The organism is Paenibacillus sp. Lou8.1, from assembly GCF_024213565.1.
Taxonomy (GTDB): domain Bacteria; phylum Bacillota; class Bacilli; order Paenibacillales; family Paenibacillaceae; genus Paenibacillus; species Paenibacillus polymyxa_B.
Genome location: NZ_JANAVN010000010.1, coordinates 52,100 through 73,711 on the forward strand (window position 1 = coordinate 52,100; position 21,612 = coordinate 73,711).

Below are 21,612 nucleotides of genomic sequence, written 5' to 3' on the forward strand. Positions count from 1 at the left end.
TTCCCGTCCGGTAAGTGTGACCGTGACTGGAACGCTTTCTTGTATATCTTTTAATTTCACAACCGGAGTCTCCAATTTGCTGGTTAAACGAAGCCGTTCAGAAGGGTATAATAAAATATAGTGCTGTATAAAGTGCGTATATATGGTTTTACAGCAGACAGGTTCGAATCTTATAACCATGACACGCTGATCTGGAAGGACGGCTATGGGCAATTGGAGGAATGCTTGTGGGAATGATGTTTTCTTTTCTAAAAAAATATCGGGTTCCAGCCATCGCAGCGCTCGTGATGATGTTGCTGGAATTGACGGTAGAGCTATCGCAGCCATATTTGATCTCTAAAATCATTGATGAGGGCATCCGACAGCAGGATTTGTCCGTCGTCTGGTTATGGGGCAGTGTACTGGTGGGGAGTGCCGTTATCGCTTTTATGGCGGGGATATCCAGCTCTTTTTTTGCTTCACATGCAAGTCAAGGCTTCGGCTATGATTTGCGGGAAAAGTTGTACCGTAAAGTGCAATCTTTTTCGTATCCTGTGTTTAAACGTTTTGCCACTTCGTCGCTGATTACGCGTCTGACTGGGGATGTCACGCAAGTACAGGATACGGTGTTTATGAGCCTGCGGTTTATGACACGGGTTCCGCTTGTAGTCATCGGCAGTATTGTGATGGCACTGGTTGTACATTTCAGGCTTGGGCTGCTATTGGCGGTTATGGCCCCGGTGCTGTTCGTGTTTGTGCTGGTGATGATGCGGCGAACGGTCACTTTATTTAAGGGTGTCCAGCGTCGCCTGGATGACGTTAACGGAGTGATTCAGGAGAATCTGACAGGCATCCGACTCATCCGGGTTTTTGTGCGGATGCGGCATGAAATCGAACGTTTTGCCCATTACGGAGGCGAATTGATGAAAGGGACGGTGTCCGCTCTACGCTGGACAGAAACGACGATGCCGTTCATTTTGTTTACGATGAATGCAGGGATTATTGCAGTACTTTGGTTTGGACGCGGCCAAATTTCCACTGGGGATGCCAGTGTAGGACAGGTGGTCGCAGTCGTCAATTATTCACTGCGGACGATAGGAGCCTTGTCTGCCTTATCAGGTATCGTTGTTGTATTTTCCCGAGCTACTGCATCTACCGGGCGGATTCGAGAGATATTGGACACATCTAATGAAGATGGGTCAGAGATGGAGTCTGTTTCAACACATCATACACGGATTAAGGGACAGGTGGAAATGGACCGGGTGAGCTTTCATTATCCGGGCAGTGATTTGGCTGTACTAAAGGATATCTCTTTTAGAGCGCGACAGGGCGAGCGGATAGCTATTATGGGGGCCACTGGCTCGGGAAAATCCTCACTTGTGCAGTTGATTACACGTCTGTATGAAGAAGATGAAGGTCATGTGCGCTTTGACGGAAAGGACGCTCGTGAACTGGATGCGTCCATATTACGAGAGGCGATTGGCTATGTCCCTCAGGAGGTGCTGCTATTCACCGGCTCGATTCGGGATAATATTGCTTGGGGGCTGGAGAATGCCAGCCTGGAGCAAATTCAGGAAGCCGCACGCATGGCGCAAATCCATAATATGATTGAACGCTTGCCGCAAGGCTATGACACGATGCTCGGGCAACGTGGCGTCAATCTGTCTGGCGGACAGAAACAGCGGCTTTCGATTGCCCGCGCACTGGTGCGCCAGCCGGCAGTGCTGATTTTGGACGACAGCACAAGTGCGCTGGATGTAGGGACAGAAGCAGCACTACTGAATGCACTCGATGGTCTGTCCTGCACGACATTTCTCATTACGCAGAAGATCAGCTCGACCGCATCGGCAAATCAGATTTTATTGCTGGATGAGGGTCGCCTGATGGCAAGTGGAAGCCATGAGCATCTCATGGGTAGCTCGGATCTGTATCGGCGCATCTATGAATCACAATATGGAAAGGAGGAGTCGCATGTTTAAGGAACTCATTGAACCGTTCCGTCAGCCTACACCGCCGTCCGGTGTGCTGCGAAATCCAGCGGGAGCTGAAGGACGCCACAAGGCCAAAGCGAAGAACTGGTTTGGCACCTTAGGACGGATATGGGCTTATCTGGCTCGCCGTAAGGCCAAACTGATGCTGGTACTGTTCATGGTCCTGCTCAGCTCCGGGCTAGCTCTGCTGGGTCCATATCTGGTCGGCGTAGCGGTGGATGATTTTCTCGAAGGTCCAGGTGGACGCACGTGGATTTATTTTCTTATCGGATTAGGAACTGTATATCTGCTCAACTCGCTGACCTCCTGGCTGCAAAATATCTGGATGATCGAGATTGCCCAAGAGACGGTGTACCGCATGCGTTTCGATCTGTTTTCACATTTGCATCGACTACCGATTCCTTTCTACGGCAAACGTCAGCAGGGAGAGATCATGAGCCGTTTGACCAATGATATCGAAAATGTCAGTTCTACGCTGAACAGCTCCGCCATTCAGATTTTTTCGAGCATATTGACGCTAATCGGTACACTCACGGTGATGCTGTGGTTAAGCCCGCTGATGACCCTGCTGACCTTTATCGTGGTGCCGTTAATGGCTGCCGGGATGCGCTGGATCACACGTCGTACCGGGCCCTTATATAAGGAACGCCAGAAGAATGTGGGCGAACTGAACGGATACATCGAAGAAACGCTGTCCGGGCAGCAGATTATTAAAGCATTTTCGCAGGAAAAGAGAGTCATCCATGGTTTTGGCGAGCGTAATGACCGTATTCGGCTGTCGGGCTTCTGGGCCCAAACGATTTCAGGCTTCATACCGAAGCTGATGAACGGACTGAATAATCTCAGCTTTGCTATTGTAGCGGGGATCGGTGGGATTTTGGCCATTCGCGGCTCCATTACTATAGGTACAATTATTGTATTCGTAGAATATGCCCGCCAGTTCACCAGACCGCTGAACGATTTGGCTAACCAGTGGAACACCCTGCTGTCTGCCATTGCCGGAGCTGAGCGTGTATTTGAAATATTGGATGAAGATGAAGAGTCCAAGGATGAACGCGGCGCAGTGGAAGTAGGGCATGTAGAGGGGGCGGTGCGGTTTACGAATGTTTCCTTCGGTTATGATGAGGGAAGCGCTACGCTGGAAGGTATTTCCTTTGAAGCCAAACCTGGTGAAATGATCGCACTAGTCGGCCCGACCGGGGCAGGGAAAACGACACTGATCCAGCTCCTTTCCAGATTCTATAGCCCCGACAAGGGAACGATTACGCTGGACGGGCGCGATATTATTACCATCCGGCGTGAAAGCTTGCGTTCCCGCATGGCATTTGTGCTACAGGACTCCTTCCTGTTTCAGGGGACGATTCGTGAAAATATCCGCTTCGGCAGACTGGACGCCACCGATGAGGAGGTTGAACAAGCATCGAAACTGGCCAACGCCCATTCCTTTATCATGCGGATGAAGGACGGATACGACAAGGTGCTGGAAGTGAACGGCAGCGGCATCAGTCAAGGGCAAAAACAGCTGCTGGCTATTGCCCGTGCTATTTTGGCCAACCCTTCTATCCTTGTACTCGACGAGGCAACCAGCAGCATTGACACCATTACAGAGATGAAGATACAAGAAGGACTGGAGCGGCTTATGCAGGGTCGAACAAGTTTCGTCATCGCGCATCGGCTGAATACCATTCGTCAGGCTGACCGGATTCTGGTCTTGAAGGATGGCCGTCTGGAGGAGCAGGGTTCTCATGATGAACTGCTGGCTCACAAAGGCTTTTACAGTGATTTATATTATGGTCAGTTGAGAAAGCAAAGCTCTTAAGCGGCTCGCGATTAACAGCTTTGCAGGTATACTTAAAAAGGACTACCCCGGGGTGGTCCTTTTTAAGTATGCCTTTTTACAGGTACGTACTATTAAAGGTTTACATCATCAAATATACCTATACCCCGTATATGTATGTTAGTATGGGTGTGCAAGAATAAAATCCCACTTCAAAGGAGAGAGAGCATCATGCAAATCGCAATCATGCTTTTCGATGGAATTACAGCGTTAGATGCAATAGGTCCATACGATGTGTTTGCTGCTACACTGAAATGTGAAGTGAAGTTTGTCGCTAAGCAAAAAGGGTTAATCAAGCTGGACTCAAATATGGGTTATTTGCATGCCGATTACAGTTTTTCTGAAGTTATTTCAGCTGATATTCTTGTTGTTCCTGGATGCAGTCCGCCAAATTATAAAACCCCAATGAATGACGAAGAAACGTTAAATTGGATTCGCCAAATACATGAAACTACGAAATGGACCACGTCGGTTTGTAACGGCTCTTTGATTTTGAGCGCAGCAGGCTTGTTAAATGGAACCGTAGCCACCAGTCATTGGGGTTCCTTAGGCCTGCTCCAATCTCTTGGAGCCATTCCAACAGATGAGAGAGTGGTTCGTCAGGGCAAAATGGTTACAGCAGCCGGTGTCTCCTCTGGTATTGATATGGCACTCCAGTTAATAGCTTGGGAATTGGGAGAAGACATGAGTAAAGGAGTCCAGCTGATTTTGGAATACGATCCTCAGCCTCCGTTTGACACGGGTTCACCCAAGAAAGCTCCTGCTAAATTGGTAGAACAAATAAGAGGCATGTTACAGGAGTTTGCAAAACAGGAGCCCAATAGCTAGGCTTAATAGGTTTGTATTTTTATTTACAAGGGCCCCTATTTCAACTAGTATAGTTTACACATAGTAAAGGGTTACATAGTGTAAATGGTTGGAGGGGGTTACAAACATGAGCAGCTTACCTAAGTCTGCTACATTTCCACTTTTCATTCTGATGCTGAATTTGTTTATTGCTTTATTGGGTCAAGGTATGGTGATTCCCATTCTGCCTGAATATTTGAAACAATTTAATGCGGCAGGAGCTGCTGCGGGGTATCTTATTGCCGCTTTTGGAGCAGCACAGTTTATTTTTTCGCCCCTAGGTGGGCAGCTTTCGGATAGATGGGGTCGAAAATCCATGATCATAACGGGGCTGTTTTTAACCGTCATCTCGGATCTCATGTTTGCTGTTTCTACGACATTGCCTCTTCTATATATCGCCCGATTTATCGGGGGGATAGGTATTGGACTAATGGTTCCTTCCAATATGGCCTACGTCGCTGACATTACCACTTCTGAAACCCGTGCTAAAGGAATGGGATACTTGGGTGCCTCCATGAATTTAGGTATGGTGCTTGGTCCGGGGTTAGGCGGTATGATCGCTGAGTTTGGTATCAGGGTGCCCTATTTTTTTGCTGGTGGACTTGGACTTGTAGCTACGTTGCTTAGCTTGTATATGCCAGAGACACTACCCAAGGAAAAACGAAAACCCGCTAGCCAATGGGTCCGCCGGGAGCCAATTCGCAACCAAATCCTAAATTCATTTCGGACATCCTATTTTCGCTATCTCCTCCTCATTCTGATCATGACATTAGGTTTGATGAATTACGAAACAGTGTATGCTCTTTTTGTAGAACGAAAATACGGTTTTGATGCCACTAAAATCTCAATGATCATTACGGTTGGTGCAATTATAGGCATCGTTGTGCAGATATGGCTGCTCGATTATCTCATCAAGAGACTTGGAGAGATGAAGCTAATACGTCTCTCTTTGATCATGACAGCCGTCGCTTTACTGTTAATGATAATTAAGATCAATTTAGGTTATCTGCTGGTGGTATCGGCACTGTTTTTTGCTTTTAATGCCTTCCTAAGGCCAACCGTAAGTACAATGATCGCGAACTCAGCTGGTGATCGTCAAGGATATGCCGCCGGATTGAATACGACGTATACTAGCCTAGGCAATATATTGGGGCCTATTTTAGCGGGTTTGTTGTTTGACAAGCACATTCATATTCCTTATATTTTTGGTGCACTTATTCTTGCATCTGCCCTTTTCTTAACCTTACAAAAACCAAAAAATGAGAAACGGATGGTTGCTAATGACTGAGAACTGGCACCAGAATTTGAAAAACAAAAATCGGGAAGAGCTCATTGCTGCTGCGAAGGAACTTTTTATGAAGCAAAGCTTTCTCAAAGTTAATGTTAAGGATGTATGCAACGTGGCTGGTGTAAGCCGGGTCACATTCTATAAGCACTTTCAGTCCATGAACGAACTGATCTTTGAGGTTCAGATGGAAATCCTGGAGAGCATGACCGAATTTGTTAGAAGGGCACCTTCAGCCGAAATGAGTGGTAAGGAGATGCTTACTTCGATGCTTGATGCATGGATTGATTACGCTTGGCAACATCCAGAATACATTAAGTTTATTCTTTTATTCGATCTGCATTACGAAGCTTATGATTCAAATCAAGAACTCAAAGAACAGTACAAAAATTTTGTTAGCAGGGGAAAGGAACGACATTTCCTGATGGATGCTCTGGAAGCTGGATTCCAAGATGGATCATTGAAGTCTGACACGGAACCCTTAAAGACCGCTCATTTTATCTTCACGTCTATGATGGGTATACTCCAGAAAATGAGTCTGACGTCCAGGGACGATTGGAATAACGAACTTGATGATATACAAATTGCTAACCGATTTGTGGGAATGTTGATTCAGTATTTAAGTCCAGAAAGTGATAAATCCCCAACCTTTCAGGCAGGAGTCCCCTGCCGTAATCCAAAGGATTCCAGATCGTCCGATGGAGTGAAATAGAAGTACCTGGCTCAGTCTGTTAAACTGTGAAAATAGAGCGGTTGCAGATACGTTGTCGTGTTAGCCTTATCTATTTTGTGGAGGTGCGGGGATGAACGGAAGTCTGTTTGAGCCACGGCTGCGTGACGGGGATTATATTCCCCGTTTTTTTGCTTACTATTACAAGCAATGGCATGACTATACCATGTCTTACCACGATCATCATTCTACCGAAATTATGTACATGATTTCCGGCTTTTGCAGGGTAGATGTACAAACGGGAGAAAATGTGGAAGAAAGCATCACGCTGCGTAAAGGCGAGTTTATTATGCTAGACGCAGGTGTACCGCATCGACTGGTGGTGGAGGGAGAACAACCGTGCCGGATGCTAAATGTAGAGTTTGGTTTTTCGGAGGGAGTGAGAGTAGGACCGTCTATCCGACAAATGGCAGCAGAGGAGCAGGAGGTCACGACTCTCATGTCACGTCCGTTCCCGTATTTGGTACTATCGGACCCGGAAGAGGTATATTATGCGCTGAAAAGTCTCGTGCTGGAGCTGGACCAACGCAAAGAACAGCCGGGTGCAATGGCCGAGATGCTTTTTATGCAATTGCTAGTACGAATTGCACGTCTACGGGAAGAGGCAGAGCGCAGCAACACGCAGCAAACGGATATGTACATCAAACGATGCATTGAATTTCTCCATCTAAACTATGACCGAGATATTGTGGTTAAGGACATGGCGGCAGCCGTGAATCTGCACCCAGGTTATTTGCACCGTATTTTCAAAAAACATACTGGGCAAACGCTTACCGCGTATTTAACGATGCTGCGAATGGACAAGGCCCGTATGCTTCTTCAGCAAACGGACATTCCCATTCAAGAAATTTCCGATTATGTAGGCGTGGCCAGCAGGCAATATTTTCATATGTTGTTCAAAAAGCACACAGGCCAAACCCCTGTAGAATACCGCTCAGCTGTGGAGCGCAATGTGAGGAACTATGCGGAGGAGGATGGGAGCTGATAATAAGAAGCCTCTGAACCATTGCCGATTTAAGGTCGGTATGACTCAGAGGGCGTGGCTAAAGTTGGGTCATTTCCCAAGCCACATATTTTCCATCTGTTCAAGTGATCTCCCCTTGGTTTCGGGAACCTTGCGCCATATAAAGACTACGACGAACAACGAGATGGCTCCGAATAACCAGAAGGTATTGGACGGGCCGGCTGAACTCAGCAGAGGAGGGAATGCCTGCGATACTAGATAATCGCCGGCCCACAATGCCATCGAAGCGATGGCCACCGCTTTGCCGCGAATGCGGTTCGGAAAGATTTCCGAGATCATAACCCATACGATCGGCCCAAGCGATATAGCATAGGAGGCCACGTAGATCAATATCATGATGAGTACGAGCGGTCCGGTGGTCAAACCCATTTTGAATGCGGCGCCAATAATAACCAAACAGCAGGTCATCAACGAGGTGCCGATGATCAGCAGGACTTTTCGTCCCGCTTTGTCGATCAGCCATACGGATACGATGGTGAACAACACATTGATCAACCCGATCCAAATGGTCTGGGTCAAAGAAGCGTCCGTACCGAGTCCCATTCCTTTAAAGATAACCGGCGCGTAGTACAAAATGGCATTGATGCCGGTAATATGCTGCATAATGGCGAGCATGACACCGATAAAGAGAGCGACCCGAATACCGGGAGCGAACAATTGTTTCAATGAGTTGTTCTCATTTTTGAATGATTCCTTGATATCAAGCACTTCCTGCTTAGCGGCTTCTTCACCGTGAATTTTCAGCAAAATCGGCAGCGCTTCATAAGGTCGATTTTGTTTGATAAGCCATCGCGGGCTTTCGGGTATGAAGAGCATCAAGAGCATAAAGATCAGTCCCGGAACGGCTCCCACTCCGAACATCCAGCGCCAGGCTGTTGAGACACCCCAGGCTTCATCCCCCATGCTGACGATCCACGAATTCTGAAAATAAACCAGGAAAATCCCTGTTACGATCGCCAACTGATTTAAAGCAACCAAACGACCTCGGTATTTGGCGGGAGCGATCTCCGCGTTGTACACCGGACAAACGGTGGAAGTGATTCCTATGCCAATGCCGCCGATCATGCGAAAGATAACATACCCGGTGAACGTGTCTTGAAGCGCAGAGCAGATCGAGCCGACGACGAATAAAAATCCGGCGGCCAGTAATACCTTTTTTCTGCCGATCTTTTCACTCATGTAGCCGGAGAGAGCTGCTCCGGTGACACTCCCGACAATCAGACTTGACACGGCCCAACCAACCTGAAATTCGCTCAGCGAAAAACGCTGCTGTAGGAATTCGACTGCTCCCGAAACAACCGCGATATCAAAACCGAACAGGATGCCTCCGAGCGCAGCTACGATGGATACCAACGTCACAAAAAGCATATTGGGTTTTTCTGATTGAAGCGCTTTCTGTTGAGCGCTTTCATTATTGATGATTACTGCCATATGATCATCTCCCCTCCAGATCTCTGGAACCTCATTCCGTTCTTCGAGGAGAAGTATAACATGCGCTTATAAAAGAAAGGCCAGTTATCGTCTTCAATAAACGGACCTTTTCATGCACGATTTTGGCTTCGGTTCCCGAATCGGAGATAGAGGGGCTGAACCTAGCATTACCTTGTCATTCGAGCTTAAAAAAATCCATGCCGATAGTCGGCATGGATGAATCTCACTATTTTTGGCCTTTAAACTCAGTGGGAGGAACGCCCGTTATCTTTTTAAAGACGCGACTAAAATAGTTCGGGTCCTTATAACCCACTTCAAAGCTGATTTCCTTAAGAGTAAGGTTGCCAGCCTTAATCAGAGAGATGGCTTTATCAATCCGCAGCCGGGTTACAAAGTCGATAAATGTTTCTCCGTATTCCTGTTTAAAAATTTTGCTGAAGTAGTGAGGATTCAAATGGACAAAATCAGCCACTTCTTCCAGCGAAAGATCATCGTTGAACCGTTCCTCGATATACATTTTCGCCCTACCCAGCATAGTCAGTGTTTGAACCTCTCGCTGTTCGCGTATCCGTTGCAGTGCTGACATGACGTACGTCTGCTGAAGCATTCCATTCTCCGCTTTGACGGCAAGCAAAGAAGCGTTTCCAGCCTCTGATGACTTCAGTTCGTCAAAGTGGCAGTAACCTCCATCCCGTTTGCGTAGGGTGGAGGCAAAAACGGCTTCGAAATAGGACTTGCGAAGTCCTTCCTCGCCGCTATGCAGCGATCCGATTCCAATGGCTGTCTTTATACCAAGTTGCTGCTGGGCAAGCTCGGAAAGTTGCTGAACGAGGTGTTTAACCAACTGGCGCCAGTCGTTTTCGCTGGTGGCAGGCGGCTTGCGTAAAAAAGTGGCTACATGATGGTCGATCAAAGAGCTTACAATGGCATTCGGGCCATGCGTTTTTACATAGCTTCGGAAATGATCGTAAATTTTCTTTTTATCCTGCTCGTCCGTATATCCGTCAAAGGCGGCAATGATGGCGCTTCCCTGATCAAGAGGAAAGTCCAGCCATTCTGATAGCTGGGAAGCGCTCGAATCCACGGTCTGGTCGACCATAAGCATTAAAGCCAGCTCATTTTCTGCGAGCGGCATTAACTGTGAGATTTTATGCTTAAGCTCCAATTCTTCCGTACGTGCCCGCTTCTCGCACTCAATTTCTTCAATCAGTCGTTTCAAAGTGCCGATGATGAGTTCTCGCTTCGCCGGCTTCAGAATATATTCTTTTACGCCCAAAGAGAGTGCCTTCTGGGCATAGGCAAAATAATCATAGGCAGTGACGAGCACGAATCGGGTATCGGAAAGCCGCTCCTTTAATTCACGAAGCGCTTCAAGCCCGTCAATTCCGGGCATATTGATATCCAGAATGGCAATATGGGGACGGTGCTCTTCCGCGCATTCAATCGCCATGCGGCCGTTGCCAGCATGAATAAACCGGAATATCCCCGGCATCGCCCGTTCCACTGTCAATTCCAGTCCTTCCCTCTCCAAAGCCTCGTCATCCGCGATCAACAACCGATACATCAGTCCGCTCACTCTCCTTCTTGACTGGAATTCGTATGGTTATGGTAGTACCTCGTCCGATATTGCTATTGATTTCAACCATTTCTTCTTCCTTTCCGTAGAACAACTGCAGCCGCCTAAACACATTTTGCATTCCAAGTCCTGTTGAACTGCCGCTTTCGGCTTCGCCTTTAAGACGGAGTACGGACAGTCGGGTTTCCTCTGTCATGCCCTTTCCGTTGTCCGAAATTTCAATTTGTACATCTTCGTTCGCTCTCGACAGCGTTAATACGATAATGGCTCCGCTTTCCATATCTTCCACACCATGAAGAAAAGCGTTTTCAATAAATGGCTGGATCGTCAGGGCCGGAATTTGCTGCTGAAGTACGGAAGCGTCAAAGTGAAGATCAAAGCGAATTCTGTCCCTGAAGCGCGCCTGCTGGATGGTTACGTATTCGCGGATATGATCCAGTTCCTCCTGGAGAGTTACGGGTTTGTCCAGCTTCTGCAGGCTGTACCGTAGCAGATTGGACAGCGAAACGATCAGGTCGCTGGTTTTCTCCGCCCCTTCTAGGATCGCCAGCTTGGAGAGCACATTTAAGGTATTAAATAAAAAGTGCGGGTTAATTTGATTTTGCAGAGCCAGAAGCTCCAGTTCCTTCACAAGCCGCCGCATTTCCAGACTCTGTTTATCCTTTTCGATGAGGATACTCAAATCGGTGGACATTTGCGAAATGGCGTCCGACAGTACGCCTAGCTCGTCATCCCGTCGCGGTTGGGGCCTAATATTCAGATCACCTGTGGCGATTCGCTTCGCCAGTCCGACAAGTCTGCCGACAGGGCCAGTAATGCTGCGCGAGACCCAGATTGCAAGCAAAACCCCCATCAGCGCGTTCATGCCGAACAACGCTACTCCCCATCCATTCATTCGCTCATTCTTGTTCCGGATGTTCTCAATGATTGGCCGGTAATAAGCCAGTTCATCATCGATCAGTTGCTGACCCTCCTCATGAATATAGCTGACGGTTTTTTCCGCTTCAATATAATGTTCAAAAGCCGATTGAGGATCTTGTGCCTTTGCATCCAGAACTGCGGCTTGTTTCTCTTTAAGAAATGTGGCCAACAGATTCACGTAGCCCTCCTCGGCGAAAGAAGGGTCGGTCGAGTCGGAGACTTCCTGAATTCTGGCTTTCAACTGCATTAATTGGTATTCTGTCGGACCCTGCACAGCCTTATCGCCTCTTGGATTAAGCAGATAGGCATATAGGAGCTTTAAGTTGCTCTCCGCCGATTCGGAGGTTTGCTCAATGAGGAGAATTCGGCCAAGCATTTCATCGTAGCTCTGTTGTACGACTTTTCCGCTTTGGAATACAAAATAAGCGATGATATTGGCGAACACAACTAGAAGAGGGATGAACAGAAGCAGCTTCGTTCTGATCGTCATCGTCTGTCATCTCCGGACATGTTGTCGGGAGTGTCCGCATGCATCTCATATATCCTGGTGTATGTTAATTCCTGGGGGGCATTCCCCTTTAGATAATCATTCAGCAATTTTATGGCCTTAGCCCCCATTTCCTCTGGCTGTTGAACAAGGGTCAGTTCAATTTTGCAATCTCTGATGGCTTCCAACGTCTCGGCCATATCGTCAAAAGCGAAAATCTGCAAACTCCGCGCGCCGCGCCGCTCCGAGGCTTCCAGAATGCCAAGGCCGTCCAGCGCACTGAATCCGACCATGTAGCGGATCTGCGGATACCGGGTGAGCATGTTCTGAGCTTGCTGTGCTGCCTGAAGCCGTGAAATATTTGAGGAGCGAATCTCCACAATGCGGAGCTTGGGATAGCGACCGATCACGGAACGAAATCCAGTAAGCCTGAGTCGCTGATTCTCGACACGCTCGCTACTGATCATAACTCCGATGTCGCCACGCTCTCCAGAGGCTTTCGCTAACAGCGCGCCCATCCGTTTTCCTGCTCCTTCGTTATCCGTTCCCACGTAAGCTAGTCTACGGGAGCCTGGTTCATCCGTATCGATCGTGATGACGGGGATGCCAAGTCCGGCTGCTTTGTCGATTAATCGGCGATACTCTGGATCATTTATCCCTTGAACCAGAATTGCATCCGCCTTACTGGCGATCGCTTTATCCAGCAGTTTGACCTGCTCGGACGGATTAATGCGGTCCGGCCCGATATAATCGAGCCGCATACCGTACTGTTCCGCTTCCTTTCGGGCTCCTTGTTCGATTGACCGCCAGTAATAATTATCCAACTCCTGTGATATCAGTACGACTTTTGTATCGGAAACCCCGTCTTTTGGAGAAACCGTCTTCAATAACTCTGCAAATTGGTGAATCTGAAAAGAAGACAGAGTGAACTGAAAGAGCAGCCAGGCAAATAGCAGAAAGACGGGGATTAGGATAAATGTCCATTTACGGTTTGACATGTCTTGCTCCTTTGTCAATATTTAGAGACTTAATTCATTATACAGCAACAAAAGAAGCGTAGGCAGCAATCGTCAACGGCAAGCAGCATTTATTGATGCGAAAGTTAGGATTTTTGACACCTAAATACGAAACTGGTCATGATTTTGATAACGCTTTCCACGGGCCTATTGCTACAATGACGGTATATACCCATTCTAATTACCGGAGGTTGAATGCCGTGTCATTTAAAGTAGCGTTTATTGGAGCAGGAAGCATCGGTTTTACCCGTGGAATTTTACGAGATCTGTTATCAGTGCCGGAATTTAACGATATTGAAGTGGCTTTTACGGACATCAGTCAGCACAATTTGGATATGGTCACTGAGCTGTGCCAACGGGATATTCGGGAGAACGGTTTATCGATACAAATACAGTCCTCTACGGACCGAAAGATAGCTTTAAAGGATGCCAAATACGTCATTTGTACGATCCGGGTTGGCGGTCTTGAAGCCTTTGCGACCGATGTGGATATTCCGCTGAAATATGGCGTGGATCAATGCGTGGGCGATACCCTGTGTGCAGGAGGCATCATGTATGGTCAGCGCGGCATCGCTGAAATGCTGGAGATTTGCAAGGATATCCGCGAGCTAAGTGCACCGGATGTATTGCTGCTGAACTACTCGAACCCTATGGCGATGATGACGTGGGCCTGCAATAAATACAGCGGTGTGCGTACAATCGGTCTATGTCACGGCGTCCAGCATGGGCATCACCAAATTGCCGAGGTGTATGGTCTGGAGAAGCAGGATGTGGACATTGTGTGTGTCGGCATCAATCACCAGACGTGGTACATTCAGGCGTCACATGAAGGCAAGGATCTGACAGCCGGACTGCTGGAGGCTTTTGAAAAACATCCCGAATATAGCCGCACCGAAAAGGTACGCATCGACATGCTTCGTCGTTTTGGCTATTACAGCACAGAGTCGAATGGTCATCTCAGTGAATATGTACCTTGGTACCGGAAGCGTCCGAATGAAATTATGGACTGGATTGATCTAGGCAGCTGGATCAACGGAGAAACAGGCGGCTATCTGCGTGTATGTACAGAAGGACGTAATTGGTTTGAAACAGATTTCCCTAACTGGATGAAAGAAGACCCATTGGAGTACAAGGCGGAAAATCGCGGTGAAGAGCATGGTTCATACATTATCGAAGGTCTGGAAACCGGACGTGTATACCGGGGGCATTTTAATGTCGTAAATAACGGTGTCATTTCCAATTTGCCAGACGACGCGATTATTGAAGCACCTGGATATGTGGATCGGAATGGTATCTCCATGCCACATGTAGGAGATCTTCCGCTCGGTCTTGCTGCCGTCTGCAATGTAAGTATTTCCGTCCAGCGTTTGGCTGTCGAAGCGACTGTACACGGAGATGATAAGCTGCTGCGGCAAGCGTTTATGATGGATCCGCTAGTGGGCGCGGTGTGTAATCCGAAAGAAATTTGGCAGATGGTCGATGAGATGCTGGTGGCGCAGGAAGCATGGCTGCCGCAATATGGAGCAGCGATTGCCGAGGCGCGTCAACGTCTGGCTGCAGGCGATCTGATTCCAACCCGACCCTATGAGGGAGCAGCACGACTTAAGGTGAAGACGGTTGAAGAAATGCAACTGGATCGGGATGCCGCCAATAAAAATGCAGGGCAATCCGACAAAGGCAAGGATCGCGAAAAAGTGTAGAACAATAATAGCAGAGATTGACTTCACTACAATAAAAGGGTGTTTTCATGGTCATGAGGGCCTGAAAGCACCTTTTTGCTGTCGATAGATATGACGATTTGGCATAGTTGGCGTGCTGAAGTTTATCATTGTCGATTTAGGCTGACGGAAATTAAAGAATACGGTCTTACTTTTTATGAATTTGCTCTTTTGCCGTCGATCCTAAATCTCCCGAAAGCTTGTTATAGCAGGGATGTTCAACAAATGAAGAAACCGACTTCAGAAAAAGAGGTGCCACAACGAACCGTTAGAGTGGCAATTCATATGCCTAATTAATAATGTAGTCCTTAATTTATTCAATTTACAGCAGATTTCCAGCTCACTATAATCTAACATAGGAGGTGACAAAAAGGGGAAAATGTGAGCGCATGGACAAATAGAAAGCGCTTACCTTTCGCAACTATGAACGCCGCTTTTTTTTGGAGAGAGTAGGCGTAACTCACATTTAATCATGTAACAATCAGGTGCCGACATAGGAAGATTCAACAAAATCCACGGAAAGATAGGTGAAGCAATTGAAAACAAAGCAAGTGCTTCGTAAAAGCATGAAGTATGCTTTTGCGCTATCACTCGTCGCAAGCAGCTTTCTACCAGGTGCAGGATTTACGGATAAAATACATGCAGAATCCCATGTGGACAATCCTTACCAAGGGGCTACAAAATACATTAGCCCTGATTATGCGGCTAGTGTCGACACATCGATTGCCAAAATTACGGATGCCAATCTGAAAGCAAAAATGCAAACGGTCAAAACATTCCCGACAGCCGTATGGCTTGATCGTATCGCTGCTATTAACGGCGGTGGAGGCAAGCTTGGCCTGGAAGCGCATTTGGATCAAGTATTGGCGCAAAAGAAAGGCAGCACACCGATTACGGCGGAATTTATTGTGTATGATCTGCCCGGACGGGATTGTCATGCCTTGGCTTCCAATGGTGAATTGCCGCTGACCCAGGCAGGTCTGGAAACCTATAAGAAGGATTATATTGACAAAATAGCTGCTATTTTTGCAAATCCCAAATATAAGGATATTCGTATCGTAGCGATCATTGAACCAGACAGTTTGCCAAATCTGGTAACTAATCTGGATGATCCGAAATGTGCACAAGCCAAGTCTACAGGAATCTATGAAGCTGGCGTGAAGTACACAATGAATAAGCTGAACGAGATTCCGAATGTGTACAAATACGTAGATATCGGTCACTCTGGTTGGTTAGGTTGGGATAACAACCGTTCAGCAACGGTATCCCTGTTTACAACCATTTTCAAAGATACTAGCAAAGGTCTGGCCAGTGTAGATGGCTTTATCACGAATACAGCCAACACTTCACCGCTGACAGAACCTAATTTACCTGATCCAAATCTGAATATCGGCGGACAGCCGATCAAATCGTCCAAGTACTACGAATGGAATCCTAATTTCGATGAATCGGATTTCGCAGAGGCATTGCATAGAGATTTTGTCAGCGCAGGCTGGCCGAGCTCACTCGGTATGTTAATTGATACAGGCCGTAATGGATGGGGAGGACCTAACCGTCCGACTTCCGCAGTCGGCAATGATATTAACTCCTATGTAAACTCAGGCCGTGTAGACAAACGCTCACACCGTGGTAACTGGTGTAATAACAGTGGAGCAGGTATGGGAACGCCGCCACAAACGGCTCCAGCTGGCCATATCGATGCCTATGTCTGGGCGAAACCTCCGGGTGATTCCGATGGTTCCAGCTCACTCATTCCGAACGATGAGGGTAAAGGCTTTGACCGTATGTGTGATCCTACCTATACAACCAAGGATGGCACATTAACAGATGCTTTACCGAATGCACCTATTTCAGGAGCATGGTTCCATGATCAGTTTGTGATGCTGGTACAAAATGCGTACCCTGCTATCGTGCCTTCCACTGGTGGTGTGGACCCAGCGCCTACAGCTCCGGCTGTACCGTCAGGCTTAAAGGCTGTTGTGGGCAATGCTCAAGTAACGCTGACTTGGAATGCGTCTACTGGTGCCGATAGCTACACGGTCAAACGCGCTACTAGCGAAGCAGGTCCTTTTACAGCCGTTGCGCCTCTTGTAACGGAAAGAGAGTACACGGATAAGGGACTGACGAACGGAACAACTTACTTCTATGTTGTAAGTGCTACGAATGCGAAAGGAACAAGTAAGGATTCCGCAGCGGTAAGCGCTGAACCTAAAGGTACACCGACTGATCCAACAGACCCTACAGATCCTACAGAACCAGCGGGAGATCTGGTTGTAATGTATCGGGCCGGGGACACTGATCCAGCGAATAACGCAGTCAAGCCTTTCTTTAACTTGAAAAATAAAGGAACAACACCTGTGAAGCTGAGTGAGCTCAAAGTCCGTTACTATTTCACGAAAGATGGCAGCCAGGAGCTGCAATCTGCAGTAGACTATGCGCAAGTAGGTAATGATAACGTGCTGCGTACCTTTACTGACAACTATATTGAAATTGGTTTCAGTGCTGCTGCCGGTACGCTTGCTGCCGGAGCGCAAACAGGTGATATTCAGATCCGCATGAACAATAGCGACTGGTCTAATCTGGACGAATCCAATGATTACTCCTTCGATCCAACCAAAACCTCTTATGCAGAATGGAACAAAGCAACGTTGTTCCACAATGATAAGCTGGTGTGGGGAATCGAGCCTTAGGATTTGGTCAGAACATGTGCCCTTGAATGATTGAAAAGTATTAAAAGAAGGTTACGGTATAACTGTCGTAGCCTTTTTTACGTCTTCGAATAAAGAATTTGATGACCAAGGGAATAAGCATTGAAATTGTGTATAATGAACAAAAGAATGCTGTTCTACTGTGGAGGGTCATCATGAGCAAAAAGTTAATCTTAGATGTAGATACTGGCATTGACGACGCGCTTGCTATTGCGTACGCGGTCCATTCGCCGGAATTGGAGCTACTCGGTATTACAACCACCTTTGGTAATATCTCGGTGGAGGAGGCAACACGTAACTCACTGATTCTGCTGGAAAAACTGGGGGTAGAGGCTCCGGTCGTGTCTGGCGCTCACAAGCCGTATACTCGGGAGCTGTTTAAACCTTATTCCCGGCATATTCACGGCGAAGACGGTATTGGCAATCAGTTGAAAGGAGCACCTTCCCGTCAGGCTGCGTCTGGGGATGCCGCTGATTTTATAATCGGACAGGCTCGTCGCTATGAAGGCAAACTTACCCTGGTAGCTGTGGGACCGCTGACCAATCTTGCGATTGCATTGGATCGCTGTCCCGAATTGCCCCAATTGCTTGACCGCCTGATCATCATGGGCGGCGCGGTCACAGTGAAAGGGAATGTAACTCCGACGGCTGAAGCGAATATTTACGCCGATCCAGAAGCCGCAGCCTATGTGCTGGGAGCGGGCTTTCCGCTTACGCTCGTTGGGCTGGACGTCACGATGCAAACACTGCTTCCACAGCAGGATGTGGACAAATGGCGTGAGCAAGGGACCGAGCTGGGTGCGTTTATGGCAGATATGACAGATTTTTATATGGAAGCTTATCGCAACTTCAGACCTGGTATAGCAGGATGTGCTTTGCATGATCCACTGGCTGTAGGATTAGCGATAGATTCCAGCTTTGTGGAGACGCGTCCAATGCACATTGCCGTTGAGGTGGGCGATTCCACCGAGGTTGGTCGCACCCGTGAGGTGCAAAATGAGAACGAAGCTCAAGCACTGACTACGGTTGACGTGGCACTTAAAGTCGATGCGGAGCGATTTTTGCGTCATTTTCTTAGCCGGGTGGTATAAAAAAATAATTCGAAGATTGCCGATGAACCTGCATCGGCAATCTTTTGTGCATACATGTTTTAAGGGCATTCATCTAGAGGCGGACTCACCGTTATAAAAATTCCATATCATGTTAGAATAGGTATAGTTAGAAAAACTGCCGGACCACAAAGGAGGAGATTCATTGTGTTTTCTGCTGCTCGACGACTGCCTTTGCTGGAACATATGTATAATCATGCCCCGACAGGAATCGTGATTTTGTCGAGGGAGGGGAAGTGCCTGTACGTCAATCCCGCCTTTTGCAAAATGGTCGGATATGAGCAGGAGGAATTACTAGATATCCGATATTACCATCTCTTATATAAAGAGGCTCAGGATCAGCAAGGGTTGAGGGAGGCTTACGCAGGTTGGCTTAAGGCTACAGATCAAGTCTATAAGACAGAGCTGCGTTTGAAACATAAACGGGGAACATCCGTCTGGCTATCGCTGGAATTAACCATATTTGATGATGAGGCTACCGAACAATCTTATTTGATTGCGTATGCAATGGATATTACGGAGAAAAAAGATATGGAGCAGGTGCTCTCGGATAATGAGGATTTGTACATGCTGATTACGGAAAATACGCCGGATGTTATCTCATATAGCACAGCGGACGGCATACTCCAATATATTTCTCCTTCGGTGGAAAAACTCCTAGGTTATACGAAGCAGGAAATGCTCGGCAAAAAGCGGCTCCAATTCTACCATGTTGAAGATGCCGATTATATGCGTGTACATGGACTCTTCAAGGAAACAGGCATCATGAAGCGGCGTGTTCGTCATAAGGACGGGCACTATTTGTGGCTGGAAGTATCGTACCGCATTATTCGGGATGAACAGGGCAGAATCAAGCGAGTACTGTCCATCGGACGCAACATCACAGAGCGCCAGAAGAGCGAGGAGAATTTGGCAAAAGCTCAGCAGTTGGCGATGTTCGGCTCATGGGACTGGGATCTGGTCAACAATGTTATGCATTTCTCCAAGGAATTTCGTAGCATTTTTGGTTATCTTGTCAAGCCGGTTGAAACAAGTATTGACGCGCTCATGGCGGCTGTTCATCCAGAAGATACAGAGCGCATGAAACAGATTATCACCAACGTTATATTAAAGGGAGTTCACGAAGAAACCTTTTACCGGATTGTATTGCCCAATGGGGAACAAAAAGTACTGCGTTCAATCTGGGAAGCTGAAATGGACGAGCATGCAGGCAAGCCCGTTCAAGTGGTTGGTATGATCCAGGATGTTACAGAGCACCGGGAAATGGAGCAGCGTCTGCGCGAAAGTGAAAACCGTTATAGGTCACTGTTTCAGCATAATCCACTTGGGATATGCGCCGTGAATATGGAAGGTCATATCTTGAGTGTGAATCCGAGCTTGGTGGAGCTTACGGGTTATACGAAGGATGAGCTGCTTGGGGCTGACATACTTATCATGGCTTCCTCTGAGGAACAGGACAAAATCAAGCGTCATATGGAACTGGCCAAGCAGGGTGAGACGCAAACCTATGAATCGGAATTCATACATAAGGAGGGGGAGCGTCTATTCATTAAGATGACGAATATCCCGATTTTCGTGCAAGAGGAAATTGTAGGCTGCTACGGGATTATAGAAAATGTGACCCCTCTCAAAAGCTACATTGCTCAAATTGAAAAACTTAGTAATGAGCATTCGCTTATTTTGAATGCCGTATCCGAAGGAATTGTGGGTTTAAGTAACGAAGGACATGTCCGCTTTATGAACCCGGCAGCTGTCGAGATGTTCGGTGTAAGTTCGGCCAATCCGCTGAATGGCGCATGCATAGATATGATCCGCCATGCTGACGAAATTGGCAGTCATTTTCCAGACGAACAGTCCTCTATTCTTCAAGCGATTCGAAGCGGAGCCTCTTATCAGGCTGAGGAAGCTGTATTTTGGAAAAAAGACGGGTCCAGCTTTCTGGCCTCCTATCGAATCAGTCCTTTGATGGATAATGGCGAGCGAAAAGGGGCTGTAATGGTTTTTGTAGACAGGACGAATGAAAAGGAGATCATTCGGGCCAAGGAGTCTGCTGAACGCGCCGATCGGGCCAAGTCAGAGTTTCTCTCTGTGATGAGTCATGAGCTCCGTACACCGATGAACGGCATTATAGGCATGGCAGGGTTACTGGCAGATACTGAATTGGATGAGGAGCAGCGTAGCTATATAGACATTATTACCAGCAGCAGCGGTGCTTTAATGCAGATATTGAATGAGATACTGGATTTGAGCAAAATCGAAGCTGGCAAGATGTCTTTGCTTCACGAGTCCTTTGTGCTAGATGATGTGGTCGGCAGTGTGGCTGACCTATTCATGACGCAGGCTATGGAAAAAGGCATTGAACTGGAATGGCATATAGATCAGGAAATGCCGGGGATGCTGGTCGGTGATCATGTGCGTATTCGACAGGTGCTGGTGAATTTGGTGAGCAATGCGATCAAATTTACGGAGCGAGGGCGTGTAAATATCTTTGTGGAGAGAAAGGCTTACAGCCGTCGTAAAAATAGATGCCTGATTGAGTTCAGTGTAACGGATACTGGGATCGGTATTCCAGCAGACCGCCAGCATCTATTATTTCAGCCTTTTTCCCAGCTTCATCCGGCACTGAACCGAAAATATGGAGGGACAGGACTGGGATTGTCCATCTGTAAAAACTTGGTTAAGCTGATGGGGGGTTCCATTGGTGTGGATAGCGATGAGGCCAGAGGAGCGACGTTCCGGTTCCAGCTGAATCTTAAGCTGCCGGAAGGTTCAACACTTGCGAATATAAGCCGTGATGAACCTTATGAGTCAAAGGAAGGCTAATAAGAGATAGCCGTGATGCATGATGCATCACGGCTATTTTTGTAAGAAATGTCCAAAGAAAAGATTGACAAACTGTTCTAACTGTACTACCGTTAATAGTACAGTTAGAACAGTTAACCTATATAAATTGA

At 47.4% G+C, this 21,612-nt stretch carries 14 protein-coding genes; 10 read left to right on the forward strand and 4 right to left on the reverse strand.

Annotation, left to right across the window (positions count from 1 at the left end; translation table 11 throughout):
• Positions 1-233 precede the first annotated feature (233 nt).
• The 6 genes from NLX78_RS15465 to NLX78_RS15490 all read left to right on the forward strand — a co-directional run bounded on the left by NLX78_RS15465 (position 234) and on the right by NLX78_RS15490 (position 7,653).
• Positions 234-1,958, forward strand: a complete 1,725-nt coding sequence (locus NLX78_RS15465) for an ABC transporter ATP-binding protein (protein WP_254350988.1) — start codon at positions 234-236, stop codon at positions 1,956-1,958.
• Positions 1,951-3,789 carry an ABC transporter ATP-binding protein gene (locus NLX78_RS15470; protein WP_254350892.1) on the forward strand — a complete coding sequence of 613 codons (1,839 nt, stop codon included), beginning with the start codon at positions 1,951-1,953 and terminating at the stop codon, positions 3,787-3,789. Before NLX78_RS15465 ends, NLX78_RS15470 begins: the two co-directional genes overlap by 8 nt.
• A gap of 189 nt (positions 3,790-3,978) precedes the next feature.
• Positions 3,979-4,635, forward strand: coding sequence for a DJ-1/PfpI family protein (locus NLX78_RS15475; protein ID WP_254350893.1), 657 nt, complete (start codon positions 3,979-3,981; stop codon positions 4,633-4,635).
• Positions 4,636-4,741: 106 nt separating this feature from the next.
• Entirely contained in the window at positions 4,742-5,941 is a 1,200-nt protein-coding gene (locus tag NLX78_RS15480; protein ID WP_254350894.1) for an MFS transporter, read from the forward strand.
• Complete coding sequence (locus NLX78_RS15485; protein ID WP_254350895.1) at positions 5,934-6,650, forward strand: TetR/AcrR family transcriptional regulator; 717 nt, start codon at positions 5,934-5,936, stop codon at positions 6,648-6,650. Before NLX78_RS15480 ends, NLX78_RS15485 begins: the two co-directional genes overlap by 8 nt.
• 91 nt (positions 6,651-6,741) lie before the next feature.
• The gene (locus NLX78_RS15490) at positions 6,742-7,653 is read left to right on the forward strand and encodes an AraC family transcriptional regulator (protein WP_254350896.1); all 912 of its coding nucleotides are present in this window, start codon (positions 6,742-6,744) and stop codon (positions 7,651-7,653) included.
• Positions 7,654-7,722: 69 nt separating this feature from the next.
• Here NLX78_RS15490 and NLX78_RS15495 read toward each other — a convergent pair whose 3' ends face one another.
• The 4 genes from NLX78_RS15495 to NLX78_RS15510 all read right to left on the reverse strand — a co-directional run bounded on the left by NLX78_RS15495 (position 7,723) and on the right by NLX78_RS15510 (position 13,105).
• Positions 7,723-9,123 (reverse strand): sugar porter family MFS transporter, encoded by a 1,401-nt coding sequence (locus NLX78_RS15495; protein ID WP_209941085.1) that lies wholly within the window; start codon positions 9,121-9,123, stop codon positions 7,723-7,725.
• Positions 9,124-9,349: 226 nt separating this feature from the next.
• Positions 9,350-10,687 (reverse strand): response regulator transcription factor, encoded by a 1,338-nt coding sequence (locus tag NLX78_RS15500; RefSeq protein ID WP_254350897.1) that lies wholly within the window; start codon positions 10,685-10,687, stop codon positions 9,350-9,352.
• A complete protein-coding gene (locus NLX78_RS15505; RefSeq protein ID WP_254350898.1) occupies positions 10,662-12,110 on the reverse strand; it encodes a sensor histidine kinase in 1,449 nt (482 codons plus the stop codon). Before NLX78_RS15505 ends, NLX78_RS15500 begins: the two co-directional genes overlap by 26 nt.
• Entirely contained in the window at positions 12,107-13,105 is a 999-nt protein-coding gene (locus tag NLX78_RS15510; RefSeq protein ID WP_254350899.1) for a sugar-binding protein, read from the reverse strand. The genes NLX78_RS15505 and NLX78_RS15510 overlap by 4 nt, the downstream gene beginning before the upstream one ends.
• A gap of 218 nt (positions 13,106-13,323) precedes the next feature.
• Between NLX78_RS15510 and melA the strand changes: the two genes are divergently transcribed.
• The 4 genes from melA (at position 13,324) to NLX78_RS15530 (ending at position 21,481) form a co-directional block, all read left to right on the forward strand.
• Positions 13,324-14,823, forward strand: coding sequence for an alpha-glucosidase/alpha-galactosidase (gene melA / locus NLX78_RS15515; protein ID WP_254350989.1), 1,500 nt, complete (start codon positions 13,324-13,326; stop codon positions 14,821-14,823).
• A 545-nt stretch (positions 14,824-15,368) separates the two neighbouring features.
• Positions 15,369-17,531: a glycoside hydrolase family 6 protein gene (locus NLX78_RS15520; protein ID WP_254350900.1), complete on the forward strand. Its 2,163-nt coding sequence runs from the start codon at positions 15,369-15,371 to the stop codon at positions 17,529-17,531.
• A gap of 173 nt (positions 17,532-17,704) precedes the next feature.
• Positions 17,705-18,640 carry a nucleoside hydrolase gene (locus NLX78_RS15525; protein WP_254350901.1) on the forward strand — a complete coding sequence of 312 codons (936 nt, stop codon included), beginning with the start codon at positions 17,705-17,707 and terminating at the stop codon, positions 18,638-18,640.
• A 165-nt stretch (positions 18,641-18,805) separates the two neighbouring features.
• Positions 18,806-21,481, forward strand: a complete 2,676-nt coding sequence (locus NLX78_RS15530) for a PAS domain S-box protein (RefSeq protein ID WP_254350902.1) — start codon at positions 18,806-18,808, stop codon at positions 21,479-21,481.
• Positions 21,482-21,612 lie beyond the last annotated feature (131 nt).